Genomic DNA, 13,636 nt, shown 5'->3' on the forward strand with positions numbered 1-13,636 from the left:
AAAGGGAAATCAATTATAAATTCGTTATATTGGAGGTAAGCTACCACATTGTGTAGGAGCTTGTTATTGTTTTAACCATAGGGGTATGGGTTCAAGAGATGTCATTATTATCGGGGGTGGGCTGTCAGGGCTCACCAGTGCCATTCATTTATCGAAGGCCGGATTGCATGTAACGGTGATTGAGAAAAACACCTATCCGTTACATAAAGTATGTGGCGAGTATGTTTCCAACGAGGTATTACCTTACCTGGCGTCGCTGGGAGCCGATCCCGCCGTTTTAGGTCCTTCCCGGATCAGCCGTTTAATTATTTCAGATCATTATGGCAAAACGCTGGAAACGGATTTGCCACTGGGTGGTTTTGGGATCAGCCGCTATGCATTCGACCAGTTCCTGATGCAGCAGATGTTGCAAAATGGGGTAGAGCTGATTACAGATACAGTGACCAATGTATTTTTCGAAAACGACCGTTTTTTTATCGATACCAATGAGCAGGGTGTATTTTCAGCGCCGGTGGTATTGGGAGCATATGGCAAAAGGGCGGCGTTGGATCTGAAGTTGGGCCGTCCCTTCATGAATGAAAAATCGCCCTGGCTGGCGGTAAAAGGACATTACCGTGGTGAATTCCCTGCCGATACCGTAGGGCTGTATAATTTCGATGGAGGCTATTGTGGGGTTTCCAAGGTGGAAGATGATATCCTGAACATCTGTTACCTGGTAAGCTATGAAAGTTTTAAAGGCTACAAGCATATAGAAGCACACCAGGAACAGGTACTGGCGCGGAATACACACCTGAAAGAAATTTTTGAAAGAAGTACGCCGCTATTCGATAAACCCTTAACGATTAGCCAGGTATCTTTCTCGGAAAAGGAAAAAGTGGTCAATCATATTTTAATGACTGGAGATACGGCAGGACTTATCCACCCCCTTTGTGGCAATGGTATGGCGATGGCCATCCAGAGCGCGCAGATAGCAGCGGAAAATGTACTGGCCTATTTCAATGTAACAGCGGGGAATAGACTAACGATGGAACAACATTATACGAAAGCCTGGAATAAAATGTTCAGCGGCCGTATGCGCACCGGCCGTTTACTATCCCGATTATTCAGCAACGAAAAATTGTCGGCTACCATGATGAAGGGATTGATCATCTTTCCCGGACTCCTGCCCGGTATTATCAGGCATACCCATGGTAAACCGTTAAAGGGGGCCGAAGTATGCGTGTAGATACCCGGCATCGAAGTCAGGCTCCTGAGATCATGGATGATTTTAACATGGAAGGGGTGTTATTGAAAGATACCCTGCACAAAATTGCAAAAATCAACCGTCTCCTGGGAGGCAACCGTATTACCAGGAATGGCGTATCTGCACTGATAAAGAATATTCCTGTCCACCAACGGATTACCATCCTGGATGTGGGATGTGGTAATGGAGATATGTTAAGGGAGTTAGCGGATTATGCCAGGAAAAATAACCGGTTATTTCAACTGGCAGGGATAGATGCTAACCCGGCTACGGTAACGTATGCACGGGAATTATCAGGTTCCTGGCCGGATATTCAATATCATTGCCAGGACATGATGGATCCTGCTTTTCAGCAACAACAATATGATATTATTTTATGTACCCTCACTTTACACCATTTTAAAGAAGAAGAAATTTACCACCTGATGAATATTTTCAGGCAACAGGCAAAAATCGGGATTGTCATCAATGATCTTCACCGGAGTGCATTGGCCTACCGGCTGTTTCAACTGGTCTGCGTAGTATTTAATCTCAACAGCATGGTCAGGTATGACGGGCAGGTGTCTATTCTCCGTGGTTTCAAGAAAAAAGAATTACATCAACTATCAGCGGTTCTCAATATCGGTCGGTATTCCCTTCAGTGGAAATGGGCTTTCCGGTATCAATGGATAATTAATAATTTATGAGCGTTAAAATTCAGTCTGTCGCGAAAGCATTGCCCCCCTATACCAGATCTACCCAGGATATTTTTCCTTTCTTAGATATCTGGTTATCCGGGCAGGAAGAGCGTTTCGTAAAGAAAGTAAAGAAGATATTTGAGAATGCGGGCGTAGATAACCGTTATGGGATTATGGGACCGAAAGAGGTGTTTACCAAAACGTCTTTCGAAGAAAAGAACAATCTCTATATGCGTGAGGCTATTGCGCTGGGAAAGGCTTGTTTGCAAAATGCGCTGCAAAAAGCACAGCTGCAACCTGCTGATATCGATTTTATTATTACCGTCAGCTGCACCGGCATCATGATTCCTTCCATGGATGCTTACCTGATCAATGAATTGCAGTTACGGCAGGATATTGTGCGGTTGCCGGTAACGGAAATGGGCTGTGCTGCCGGCGTATCAGGCATTATTTACGCTAAAAAGATGTTGCAGGCTAACCCCGGCAAAAGAGCCGCCGTGATTGCCGTGGAATCGCCTACGGCTACTTTCCAGCTCGATGATTTTTCTATGGCCAATATTGTCAGCGCTGCTATTTTCGGGGATGGCGCCGCCTGCGCTATTTTGTCTTCCTATGAGCAGGACCCCGGGCCGGAGATCATCGGGGAGGAGATGTATCATTTTTATGATGCTGATTACCTGATGGGTTTTCACCTGTCTAATACCGGTTTGAAAATGGTACTGGATGTAGAGGTGCCGGAGAAGATCGAAGCGCACTTTGGGGACATTATCCACCCTTTTCTCGCCAAACATCAGCTGACTATTGAAGATATTGACCACCTGATTTTCCATCCCGGGGGTAAAAAGATTATCAGCCTGGTGGAAGATCTTTTCCGCACCATGGGCAAGAAATTGGATGATACCAAAGAAATTTTGCGCTTATATGGCAACATGTCGAGCGCCACTGTGTTATATGTACTGGAACGATTTATGGACCGGCAGCTCCCCAAAGGAGATAAAGGGCTGATGCTGAGTTTCGGACCGGGATTTTCTGCACAGCGAATTTTATTGCAATGGTAAAAGAGTTTAGCGATTACTGGGCATTGATATTGGGGGGCAGTACAGGACTGGGCCTCGCGGCTGCGCATAAGCTGGCGGCACACGGCATGAATATCTGTATTGTGCACCGCAATACGCGGGTGGAATGGCCGGGTATTGAGCAGTCTTTTGCCGCTATACAGGCAACAGGCGTGCAATTGCTGCACTTCAACGCTGATGTATTGAATCCGGAAAAACGTAACGATATCCTGTTGCAATTACAGGCTGCCATGGGTGCTAAGGGGCGGGTTCGCTGCCTGTTGCACAGCATTGCCAGGGGGAATATCAAAGCTATGCCGGCGTTGAGTGGCGATGATTTCCAGCTCACGGTGGCACATATGGCTACCAGCCTGTATGAGTGGACGGCGGCTATACTTCAACACTTGCTGTTTGCTCCGGACGCCCGGGTATTGTCTTTTACCAGCGACGGGAGTTATAAAGCGATACCCCATTACGCCGCCGTATCTGCCGCCAAAGCAGCGCTGGAAGCTATTACCAGGAGTATAGCGCTGGAGTTTGCACCACAGGGTGTACGCGCTAACTGTATTCGTGCAGGCGTTACCGATACCGCCTCGCTGCAACGGATTCCCGGTGGGAGTGAGCTGTTGCAGCATAGTAAAGCACGTAATCCTTTTCAACGGGTCACCACACCGGAAGATGTGGCAAACGTGGTATACCTCTTGTGTAAAGATGAAGCCGCATGGATCAATGGGGCTATTATACCCGTTGATGGGGGCACACATATTCATTAGGCTATGACAACAGCAGCAATATTACAACACCTGCCTTACGCAGCGCCTTTCCTGTTTGTAGATGAGTTGATAGATATCGATGAAGAAAAGGTGACGGGCAGGTATACTTTTCAGCCGGATATGCCCTGCTACCAAGGGCATTTTAAAGGGCACCCGGTTACGCCGGGCGTTTTGCTGACGGAAGTGATGGCACAAATTGGGGTCGTGTGTCTGGGGATTTATTTATTGAGAGATAGTATTAAGCAGCAGTTTCCTACGGTGGCCATGACTTCTACCCAGGTAGATTTTTACCTGCCGGTGTTTCCCGGTGAAACCGTAGAGGTAAAGGCAGAAAAGATATATTTCAGATTCAATAAACTGAAATGCCGGGTATCGCTATACAACGCTGCCGGGAAACTGGTTTGCGATGGCGTTATTGCCGGTATGATCATTTATCCACAACATGCATAACAGGGTTGTTATAACAGGACTGGGTGTAGTAGCGCCCAATGGTATAGGGATAGCGGCCTTCCGGGAAGCTATTAAAAATGGTATATCCGGTATCCGTTATGAGGAGCAGCTGGCTGCGCTGCAGTTTTCCTGCCAGATCGGGGGCCGTCCTCCACTGGAGGAGGCGATGCTGCATCCTTATTTTGATGAGCTGGAGCTGAAGCAATTAAAAGCATCGGGCATTATTTACGGGGTGATGGCAGGCATGGAGGCCTGGGCAGATGCCGGTTTACTGCTGCTGCAGGAGGCATCGCCGGATTGGGACAGTGGGACGGTGTTTGGCACCGGGACTTCGGGCGTCGATAAATTCCGGGAGGCCGTTTATAAGCTGGATGAGCTACAGGTTCGCCGCTTAGGCAGTACGGCCGTAACCCAAACGATGGCCAGCGGTATCAGTGCTTTTTTAGGAGGTAAGCTGGGCCTGGGAAACCAGGTAACTACTAATTCCTCCGCCTGTACGACCGGCGCGGAAAGCCTGCTGATGGCTTATGAACGGGTAAAGTACGGGCATGCCAAACGTATGCTGGCAGGGAGTACCAGCGATAGCGGCCCCTATATATGGGGCGGCTTTGATGCCATGAAGGTGAGTACTTTCCGGCATAATGATCACCCGGAAGCCGGTTCGCGACCTATGAGCGCCAGCGCCAGCGGTATTGTGCCGGGCAGTGGCGCCGGCGCCTTATTGCTGGAATCGCTGGAGAGTGCACTGGAGCGGAAAGCGACCATTTATGCAGAAGTGCTGGGCGGTAATATTAATTCCGGCGGACAACGGAATGGCGGCAGCATGACTGCCCCCAACAGCGAAGCAGTACAGCGTTGCATTGCCGACGCATTGATGCAAGCGGGTGTGAAGGCGGAAGATATAGACCTGGTCAATGGGCATCTCACGGCTACCGGCAAAGATGCGGAAGAAGTAAAAAACTGGAGTGCTGCGTTGGGCCGGTCAGGGGCAGATTTTCCTTATCTCAATGCGCTGAAATCACAAATAGGGCATTGTCTGGGCGCTTCCGGCAGCATAGAGCTGGTGGCCGCCGCCCTGCAATTGAAAGAAGGATTTATATTCCCCAATATTAACTGCGAAGACCTGCACCCCGACATACTGGAATATGTAGACCCGGAAAGAATTCCCCGTCAGCTATTGTATAAAGACCTACATTTAGTGGCAAAAGCGAGCTTTGGTTTTGGCGATGTAAATGCCTGTGTAATATTGAAAAAATACCCGCAATCTTAAACGAACAGAGATGGACCAAGCAACATTTATTACAGAATTAAGAGAGATAGTAAAGCCTTACGCGAAGAACCAGGACGCATTGGCGCAAATTAGCCTGTCGACCGATTTTATCAACGACCTGAAAATTAATTCCGCCAACCTGGTAGATGTGGTACTGGATGTGGAGGAAAAATACGATATCGTCATCCAGAATGAGGAGATGGAACGTATGCTGAATGTGCAGGCTGCGATGGATATTGTCAACGCCAAGTTACAGGAAAAATGATCGGCAATGATATCATTGACCTTCACCTGGCGGAGAGAGAAAGTAATATCTCCCGCCGGGGCTTCCTCGGCAAATTGTTTTTGCCGGAAGAGCAGGATATCATTGCAGCGGCCACTCAACCGGCTACTATGGTATGGTTGCTTTGGAGTTGTAAAGAAGCCGTGTATAAAATTATTCACCGTCACACACGGGAACGCCTATATGCCCCACATCATTATGTTTGTGCCTTACAGGAGGTTACCAGCACCATAGTCACAGGTACCGTTACGCATCAGCAGCAAACCTGGTTTTTTAGAAGCACCGGTATGGGCGCCTGTATCCATACCCTGGCTGCCGCCAGCCCGTCATTGCTGGAGGAGGTGCAGGTGTTTACCGGTTATCTTTTTACTACAGACTATACCACGTTGTTGCCCGGGCGTGTTTTTTATAAAGACGCCGATGGAGTGCCGTTTACCCGCAACCGTTATACCTGTGAGTCCCGCCCCATTTCTGTCAGTCACCACGGAAAGTACCTCGGCATTGTTAGCATCTGACTCTTCTTATCAGCCTCGTCCTTTTGCTCCTTTTTAGTGCTTTATTCTTTATTTGTACGTATGTATATACATATTTACAAAAAAGTGTTATTTTACATCAAAATACTGCCGAAAATATAAGGCTGAATGCCCGATATTTACCGGAAGTAAATGCTCTCATTAGCTATAGTTTGACAATCAGACAGGAGTTTCCATGTTATTAATGTATCGCGATCATCGAGGGGGACGCGTACAGTGAATATTTAATATTGTAAGGATATGTTCCAGCGTTATGTAGGATCCATGATCTGTTTCCTGGCGGTTTTGTCGGCGTGCAACAACGGTGGTGCACCTGGCCAGCAGGAGGAAAAGTTACCTGAAATAGTGGATTACAATTTTCATATAAGGCCTATCTTATCGGATAAGTGTTATGCCTGTCACGGTCCCGACGCCAATAAGCGGGAGGCAGGGTTGCGACTGGATATTGCCGACAGCGCGTATAAAGCGCTCCGGGAAACGCCGGGAGCCCACGCACTGGTGCCTGGCAATCCCATGGCCTCAGCGGTATATCAGCGTATCAGCAGCAAGGACACCGCGATGCGTATGCCGCCACCGTCTTCTAACATGTCGCTTTCCGCGTATGAAATTAAGCTGATTGAAAAATGGATTAAACAAGGCGCCAAATACAAACCGCACTGGGCTTTTGTAGCACCAGTTGCACCTGCATTGCCGGCAGTGAACAATGAAAAATGGTCGCGTAATGAAATAGACCGTTTTGTGCTGGCAAAGATGGAAGAAAAAGGCCTGGAGCCCAATCCTGTGGCGGATCATGAACGCCTGTTGAAACGCCTTAGTCTTGATCTTACCGGTTTGCCTCCTTCCCTGGATAGAATGGAGCGTTTCGCCAAAGACACCAGCGATAAAGGCTATGAGCGCATGGTAGATGAGCTGTTGCAGGACAGCGCCTACGGCGAAAAAATGGCGGTACACTGGATGGATGTGGCCCGCTATGCGGATTCACATGGCTACCAGGATGATAACTACCGCAGCATGTGGCCCTGGCGCGACTGGGTCATTCACGCGTTTAACGAAAACCTGTCTTATAAAGACTTTGTTACCTGGCAGCTGGCGGGCGATATGATGCCCAACGCTACCCGGGAACAGCTGCTGGCAACCGGTTTTAACCGTAATCACAAAATTACTGAAGAAGGTGGCGTAATCGATGAAGAATACCGCATTGAATATGTAACCGACCGTACCAACACTTTCGGGAAAAGCCTGCTGGGCATCACCATAGAATGCGCCCATTGCCATGACCATAAATATGATCCTTTTTCACAGAAAGAATACTACGAACTGTTTGCCTTCTTTAATAACGTGAAGGAAGTGGGGCTGCAATCGACCGTGGGTGGCCCGAATACCTATGCAAAGAACCCCTATATGGAGATCACGAAAGAAGATCTCCAGGGCGTGTTGCATTTCATTAACAAGCAAGACACCAACCGGCTGATCGTATCGGTGATGGGAGACCGGGATACTACACGAAAAACGTATATCCTTGGACGTGGTAACTACGACAACCCAACGTTGGAGGTAACCCCGGAAACGCCGCATGCAGTATTGCCTTTTGATATAAAGCAGTATCCGGCTAACCGGCTGGGATTGGCCGCCTGGTTGTTTGATAAACGTAACCCGCTCACTGCAAGGGTTTTCGTGAACCAGCAATGGCAGGAGATCTTTGGTCGCGGTATTGTAAAGAGCACCGGTGACTTTGGCATGCAGGGCGACCTGCCCGTAAATCCTGCGCTGCTCGACTGGCTGGCAACCGACTTTATGCAGCATGGGTGGGATATCAAGCGGTTGATGAAACAGATGGTGATGTCGGCTACCTATCGCCAGTCGGCCATTGCGCCAAAAGAAAAACTCAAAGCCGATCCCGAAAATATGTATCTCTCCCGTGGTCCGCGTTTTCGCCTGCCAGCGGAAGGTGTGCGCGACCTGGTATTGCAGAGCAGTGGTTTGTTGGTACATACCATCGGTGGCCCCAGCGTGAAGCCTTACCAGCCCAAAGGGCTGTGGGAAATGGCCACTTCCGGCAGGGGCATATTGACCACTTACAAACAGGATCATGGCGACGATCTTTACCGCAGGGGCTTGTATACGTTCATTAAACGTACCGTGCCGCCGCCTTCCATGATGATTTTTGATGCCAGCAACCGTGATCAGTGCGAGGTAAAACGCTCCACTACCAACACACCATTACAGGCGTTGATCATGCTGAATGATCCTACTGTGCTGGAAGCCTCCAGGGTATTGGCCTCCCGCCTGTTGGAAAAAGATACTAACCCGGCGAAGAATATTACACAGGCATTTAAAATGATTGTGTGCCGTACACCACAACCGCAGGAAGTGGCGTTATTGCAAAAGTATTATGACCAGCAACAACAGCAATATAAACAACAGCCGGCTGCGGCGGTGAAGTTGTTGCACCATGGAGAGTATCCCATGGCCGAGCACCTCGACAATGCTTCCTGGGCCGCCATGATGCAGGTTATTACCACGATTTATAACCTGGAGGAAACACTGTCAAAAACATAATTCATCGGGATATCCCCTTTCAATACCAGGCAAATGAAAAATGAATTCATAGAACATCACCTGAATATGAACCGCCGCAAGTTCCTGTCCCGCCTTAGTTTAGGCGTAGGCAGCATTGCGCTGGGTTCTTTGCTGATCCCGGATATTTTTGGTAAGGGCGGTGCAGAAGAGGCGCCGTTTATTCCAGGTATTCCACATTTTGCGCCGAAGGCAAAACGGATTATTTACCTGTTCCAGAACGGTGCGCCGTCGCAGCTGGAAAGCTTCGACTATAAGCCCAAGTTGCGGGAGATGATGGGACAGGAGCTACCGCCTTCTATCCGCATGGGGCAACGGTTAACGGGGATGACTTCCGGTCAGGCTTCTTTCCCGCTGGTAGGTTCGCACTATGACTTTAAGCAGTACGGTGCTTCCCGCGCATGGATCAGCGACTTATTTCCCCATACCGCCAAGGTAGTGGATGATATCTGTATCGTAAAGTCGATGTTTACAGAAGCTATCAATCATGACCCGGCGCTTACCTTTTTTCAGACGGGTGCACAGCAGGGAAACCGTGCCAGCTTTGGCTCCTGGATGAGCTATGGACTGGGTAGCGAAAATAAAAACCTGCCGGCGTTTTGTGTGTTGTTGTCCCGTGGAAAAGGGAATGGACAGGGGGTATATTCCAAATTATGGTCTAACGGATTTTTAGATAGTATACACCAGGGCGTACAGTTCAGCAGCGGGGAAAGCCCGGTGTTGTATCTCAATAACCCCGATGGTATTGATATGGCCAACCGCCGGCAGATGCTGGATCAGCTGGCGGCGTTAAATGACCAATCCTACAAGGAGTTCGGCGACCCGGAAATCAGCACCAAAATACAGCAATATGAAATGGCGTATCGCATGCAGACCGCGGTGCCTGAGTTGACTGATTTGTCGAAGGAGCCGGATGATATTATTAAGTTGTATGGCCCGGATTGCCTGGTACCAGGCACTTTTGCGGCCAATTGCCTGTTGTCGAGGAAACTTTCAGAAAGCGGGGTACGCTTTATACAGCTGTATCACCAGGGATGGGACCAGCATGGTAACCTACCCAATGAAATGGCCGGACAGGCGAAAGATGTAGACCAGGCTTCTGCTGCATTGATCACCGATCTGAAACAACGGGGACTGCTGGATGAAACGCTGGTAATATGGGGCGGAGAGTTTGGCCGTACCAACTATTGCCAGGGTAAGATGTCGGCCGACAATTACGGCCGTGATCACCATCCCCGCTGCTTTTCCATCTGGATGGCCGGAGGAGGTGTAAAGCCGGGTATTGTTTACGGAGAAACAGATGAATTTGGATACAACATCGTCAAAGATCCTGTACACGTGCATGATTTTCATGCTACGGTGTTGCATCTCATGGGACTGGATCACGAAAAACTAACTTTTAAACACCAGGGTCGCCGCTACCGGCTTACAGATGTTGCCGGTAAAGTGCTACCGGGATTAATGGCCTGATAAATCAATTATTATGGAAAGAAGAAAATTCATACAGTCGTCGGCGTTAGTAGCTGCCTCCTTTTATATTTCCCGGGATCTTTTTGCCAAACCCAAAGGACCCGTATATGGTCATAATGGCATGCGGTATGCCCTCGACACCAAGTGGGGAACGCTGGACAGCAGCCGGTACCCCGTAAAAGATTGTCATGAAATGGTACAGGACAAGAAAGGCCGTATTATCCTGCTGACCAATGAAACCAAAAATAATATTCTCGTCTACAATAAATCCGGCAAACTGTTGGAAAACTGGGGACATGAATTCCCCGGGGCACATGGCCTAACCCTGACGAATGAGAATGGTACCGAGTTTTTATTCATCACCGATACAGAAAAGCACCAGGTATATAAAACCACGATGGATGGCAAGATCCTGCTGACCATCGATTACCCGGCAGAAACCGGCGTATACAAGAAGAAAGAAGAGTTTGTTCCTACTGAAACTACCGTGGCAGCCAATGGCGACTTTTATATTGCAGATGGCTACGGTGCGCAATATGTGATGCGTTATGACCGTAATGGTAAGCTGCTGGGGTACTTCGGCGGCCGTGGCGAAGGCCATGAACACCTGGATAATGCCCATGGTATTTGCGTAGATACCCGCCGCGGCGAGCCTACGTTGATCGTAACCGACCGGACCCGCAACAGCTTTAAGCGTTTCAGCATGGATGGAAAGCTGCAGGAAGTCATCACCTTACCAGGGGCTTGTGTTTGCCGCCCGGTAATCAAGGGCGATCACCTGTATGCAGCGGTGCTTCGCTCGCCCAATATGGATGCAAATGGCAGCGGCTTTGTCACCATCCTGGATAAAGACAATAAGGTAGTATCCAATATAGGTGGTACCGCGCCGGTATACACCAATGGCCAGTTACAGCCTATGCAGCAGGCAGAAAAAATATTTGTTCATCCGCATGACGTATGTGTGGATAATGACGAAAACTTATATGTAGCGCAGTGGAATGCCGGGAAAGTGTATCCCTATAAACTCAGGAGGGTGTAATGAAATTGAAACAGCGCTTTCGTTGGCAGCAAGTGGGCAGTAGCCTGTTATTTGCTGCAAATATTTTTATCCTGTTTTTGCTGGTTTTCAGCAGCCGGTTGGTATTACCGCCCTGGTTGCAGGTATTGGGACGCATGCACCCTTTGCTGCTGCATTTTCCCATTGTGCTGATCATCATCGCAGGTATTTTAACGTTTATCCGTTTACGGGAGCCGGCAGCTGAAAGCTGGAAACAGCAGCTCACCGCAGCCCTGCTGCTGGCAGGGGCACTCAGTGCAGCCGTTACCGTTATCATGGGCTTGTTCCTTTCTACAGAAGATGGTTACCATGGCAGTGGGGAACTGCAATGGCATAAATGGAGCGGCGTTACTATGCTTTGGCTCGCCTCCACACTGTACTGGCTGGGGCAATCGGCCGTACCCCGCCTACGATGGCAGCAGGCTGGCGCTGCGCTAACCACCCTGTTACTGGTGATTACCGGGCACCTGGGAGCCGACATTACCCATGGCAATAACTTTGTGCTGGGTCCCGTAATGCCGGCAGGAAAGCCGCAGGTTCCCTTTGACCAGGCATTGGTATATGAGCACCTGGTGAAACCTGTATTGGAAGAGAAGTGTATGAGTTGTCATAACGCCGGCAAGGCCAAAGGAGAGCTGGCCATGGAACTACCACAGCAATTGCTGAAGGGCGGGAAGAGCGGTAAGTTGTTTATAGCGGGCAAACCGGAACTGAGCTTGCTCATGGATAGACTGCACCTGCCGCTGGATGCAAAAAAACATATGCCTCCGGCGGGAAAACCCCAACTAACGCCTGAAGAAACGGAACTGTTGTATTATTGGATAAAGAGCGGCGCCGACTTCAAAATGAAGGTAGCCAGTTTGCCTCCGCAGGATAGTTTACGCCTGGTGGCCGCTACCTTGTTAAAACCGGCTGCTGCCGCTCCGGAAGTATACGATTTTTCTGCCGCTGATGAAAAGCTGGTGCAAAAGCTGAACAATAACTACCGTGTTATTTACCCGATAGCCCTGCACGCAGCGCCGTTGGTGGTAAACTGTTATAACAAAGACCAGTTTAACAGCAAAGTAATAGAAGAGCTGTTGCCGTTAAAAAAGCAGATCATTGAAATGCACCTGCAGAAAATGCCTGTGCATGATGAGGATTTAAAAACCATTGCGCGGTTCGAACAACTGCGGGTGCTGAATCTCAGCTTCACTAACGTAAAGGGACAAACGTTATCGGCCCTGGCAAGCCTGCCGCACCTGGAAAGCTTATCGCTGTCGGGTACGCCAGTTACGCTGGCGCAACTGCAGGCGCTGAAATCGGCCACCAAGCTGAAAGAGCTGTACCTGTGGAATACGGCCCTGTCGCCGGCAGACCTGGATCGTTTGCAGGCCTCCTTTAGGCAGGTAGCGGTGATCAAAGGGTTTGTGAACGATGGCAGCGAATTGCTGAAATTGAACCAGCCGCAGCTGGGCAATACCGTCATGGTATTTGACCAACACATGCAGTTATTGCTTAAACATCCTATCAGGGGAGTGGAAATACGTTATACGACCGATGGTTCCACGCCCGATAGTGTCCATTCACCGGTATTTAAAGACAGCCTGTTGCTGGAGGGTAGTACAACGATTCGTGCTATCGCCTGCAAGAAAGGTTGGCTGGCCAGTGACCCGCTACAGGTATCGTTTTATAAATCTACCTATAGGCCCGACAGTGTGATCCTGTTAACACAGCCTAACAGCGGCTATGTTGCCAGTGGGGCCAAAACCCTGTCGGACGGCCTCAAAGGAGGACAGGACCAGGGCAATGGGAAATGGCTGGGTTATACCGGCAATAACCTTGAAGCGATGTTGCTGTTTAAGCAACCCGTGTCGGTGCAATCCGTGTCGGTGGGTATCCTGAGAAGTATCAACGCGTATATCTTCCCGCCGACCAAGGTAGAAGTGTGGGGAGGTATGGATGCACAACATATGAAGTTGCTGAAGCGCATGATCCCGGCGGCGGGCCAGAAAGACGACCCGCTCACGGCCATGAATATTGACTGTACTTTTCCGCAGACCACTGTTAGCTGTGTAAAGCTGGTACTAACGCCTATCGATAAGCTACCGCTGTGGCATCCTGGGAAAGGTGGCCATGGTTGGGTATTTGCCGACGAGGTCCTGTTTAATTAAAACATACGTAAAAATAAAAGGAATGTATTAATTTAATATCCATCATTCCACGTATTTATGCAACAGCTTTCCCGGTGTTTTTTGCTTTTATCAGT

Annotated in this window: 12 protein-coding genes; all 12 read left to right on the forward strand. The window is 49.2% G+C overall.

Features of this window, described 5'->3' with window-relative positions; all coding sequences use genetic code 11:
- Window positions 1-85: 85 nt before the first annotated feature.
- The 12 genes from FHW36_RS13780 to FHW36_RS13835 all read left to right on the forward strand — a co-directional run bounded on the left by FHW36_RS13780 (window position 86) and on the right by FHW36_RS13835 (window position 13,541).
- Window positions 86-1,225, forward strand: a complete 1,140-nt coding sequence (locus FHW36_RS13780) for an NAD(P)/FAD-dependent oxidoreductase (protein WP_145669823.1) — start codon at window positions 86-88, stop codon at window positions 1,223-1,225.
- The gene (locus tag FHW36_RS13785; RefSeq protein ID WP_145669824.1) at window positions 1,216-1,929 is read left to right on the forward strand and encodes a methyltransferase domain-containing protein; all 714 of its coding nucleotides are present in this window, start codon (window positions 1,216-1,218) and stop codon (window positions 1,927-1,929) included. Before FHW36_RS13780 ends, FHW36_RS13785 begins: the two co-directional genes overlap by 10 nt.
- Window positions 1,926-2,978 carry a type III polyketide synthase gene (locus FHW36_RS13790; RefSeq protein ID WP_145669826.1) on the forward strand — a complete coding sequence of 351 codons (1,053 nt, stop codon included), beginning with the start codon at window positions 1,926-1,928 and terminating at the stop codon, window positions 2,976-2,978. The genes FHW36_RS13785 and FHW36_RS13790 overlap by 4 nt, the downstream gene beginning before the upstream one ends.
- Complete coding sequence (locus FHW36_RS13795; protein WP_145669827.1) at window positions 2,972-3,748, forward strand: SDR family oxidoreductase; 777 nt, start codon at window positions 2,972-2,974, stop codon at window positions 3,746-3,748. Before FHW36_RS13790 ends, FHW36_RS13795 begins: the two co-directional genes overlap by 7 nt.
- A gap of 3 nt (window positions 3,749-3,751) precedes the next feature.
- A complete protein-coding gene (locus tag FHW36_RS13800) occupies window positions 3,752-4,198 on the forward strand; it encodes a 3-hydroxyacyl-ACP dehydratase FabZ family protein (RefSeq protein ID WP_145669828.1) in 447 nt (148 codons plus the stop codon).
- Window positions 4,191-5,468, forward strand: coding sequence for a beta-ketoacyl-[acyl-carrier-protein] synthase family protein (locus tag FHW36_RS13805; RefSeq protein ID WP_145669829.1), 1,278 nt, complete (start codon window positions 4,191-4,193; stop codon window positions 5,466-5,468). The genes FHW36_RS13800 and FHW36_RS13805 overlap by 8 nt, the downstream gene beginning before the upstream one ends.
- A gap of 10 nt (window positions 5,469-5,478) precedes the next feature.
- Window positions 5,479-5,733 carry an acyl carrier protein gene (locus FHW36_RS13810; protein WP_145669830.1) on the forward strand — a complete coding sequence of 85 codons (255 nt, stop codon included), beginning with the start codon at window positions 5,479-5,481 and terminating at the stop codon, window positions 5,731-5,733.
- A complete protein-coding gene (locus FHW36_RS13815) occupies window positions 5,730-6,266 on the forward strand; it encodes a 4'-phosphopantetheinyl transferase family protein (RefSeq protein ID WP_145669831.1) in 537 nt (178 codons plus the stop codon). The genes FHW36_RS13810 and FHW36_RS13815 overlap by 4 nt, the downstream gene beginning before the upstream one ends.
- Before the next feature lie 258 nt (window positions 6,267-6,524).
- Entirely contained in the window at window positions 6,525-8,843 is a 2,319-nt protein-coding gene (locus tag FHW36_RS13820; protein WP_145669832.1) for a PSD1 and planctomycete cytochrome C domain-containing protein, read from the forward strand.
- Between the two features lie 33 nt (window positions 8,844-8,876).
- On the forward strand, window positions 8,877-10,331 hold the full coding sequence (locus FHW36_RS13825; protein ID WP_145669834.1) for a DUF1501 domain-containing protein: 1,455 nt from the start codon (window positions 8,877-8,879) through the stop codon (window positions 10,329-10,331).
- Window positions 10,332-10,344: 13 nt separating this feature from the next.
- Window positions 10,345-11,370 (forward strand): NHL repeat-containing protein, encoded by a 1,026-nt coding sequence (locus FHW36_RS13830; RefSeq protein WP_145669835.1) that lies wholly within the window; start codon window positions 10,345-10,347, stop codon window positions 11,368-11,370.
- Window positions 11,370-13,541 (forward strand): FN3 associated domain-containing protein, encoded by a 2,172-nt coding sequence (locus FHW36_RS13835; RefSeq protein WP_145669836.1) that lies wholly within the window; start codon window positions 11,370-11,372, stop codon window positions 13,539-13,541. The genes FHW36_RS13830 and FHW36_RS13835 overlap by 1 nt, the downstream gene beginning before the upstream one ends.
- Window positions 13,542-13,636 lie beyond the last annotated feature (95 nt).

Origin of the sequence: Chitinophaga polysaccharea (genome assembly GCF_007829335.1) — a bacterium.
GTDB lineage: Bacteria > Bacteroidota > Bacteroidia > Chitinophagales > Chitinophagaceae > Chitinophaga > Chitinophaga polysaccharea_B.

Coding starts and splice junctions, on each gene's coding strand:
- FHW36_RS13825 (WP_145669834.1), top strand. CDS start 8,877: ATGAAAAATGAATTCATAGAACATCACCTGAATATGAACCGCCGCAAG.
- FHW36_RS13805 (WP_145669829.1), top strand. CDS start 4,191: ATGCATAACAGGGTTGTTATAACAGGACTGGGTGTAGTAGCGCCCAAT.
- FHW36_RS13780 (WP_145669823.1), top strand. CDS start 86: ATGGGTTCAAGAGATGTCATTATTATCGGGGGTGGGCTGTCAGGGCTC.
- FHW36_RS13835 (WP_145669836.1), top strand. CDS start 11,370: ATGAAATTGAAACAGCGCTTTCGTTGGCAGCAAGTGGGCAGTAGCCTG.
- FHW36_RS13815 (WP_145669831.1), top strand. CDS start 5,730: ATGATCGGCAATGATATCATTGACCTTCACCTGGCGGAGAGAGAAAGT.
- FHW36_RS13800 (WP_145669828.1), top strand. CDS start 3,752: ATGACAACAGCAGCAATATTACAACACCTGCCTTACGCAGCGCCTTTC.
- FHW36_RS13795 (WP_145669827.1), top strand. CDS start 2,972: ATGGTAAAAGAGTTTAGCGATTACTGGGCATTGATATTGGGGGGCAGT.
- FHW36_RS13820 (WP_145669832.1), top strand. CDS start 6,525: ATGTTCCAGCGTTATGTAGGATCCATGATCTGTTTCCTGGCGGTTTTG.
- FHW36_RS13810 (WP_145669830.1), top strand. CDS start 5,479: ATGGACCAAGCAACATTTATTACAGAATTAAGAGAGATAGTAAAGCCT.
- FHW36_RS13790 (WP_145669826.1), top strand. CDS start 1,926: ATGAGCGTTAAAATTCAGTCTGTCGCGAAAGCATTGCCCCCCTATACC.
- FHW36_RS13830 (WP_145669835.1), top strand. CDS start 10,345: ATGGAAAGAAGAAAATTCATACAGTCGTCGGCGTTAGTAGCTGCCTCC.
- FHW36_RS13785 (WP_145669824.1), top strand. CDS start 1,216: ATGCGTGTAGATACCCGGCATCGAAGTCAGGCTCCTGAGATCATGGAT.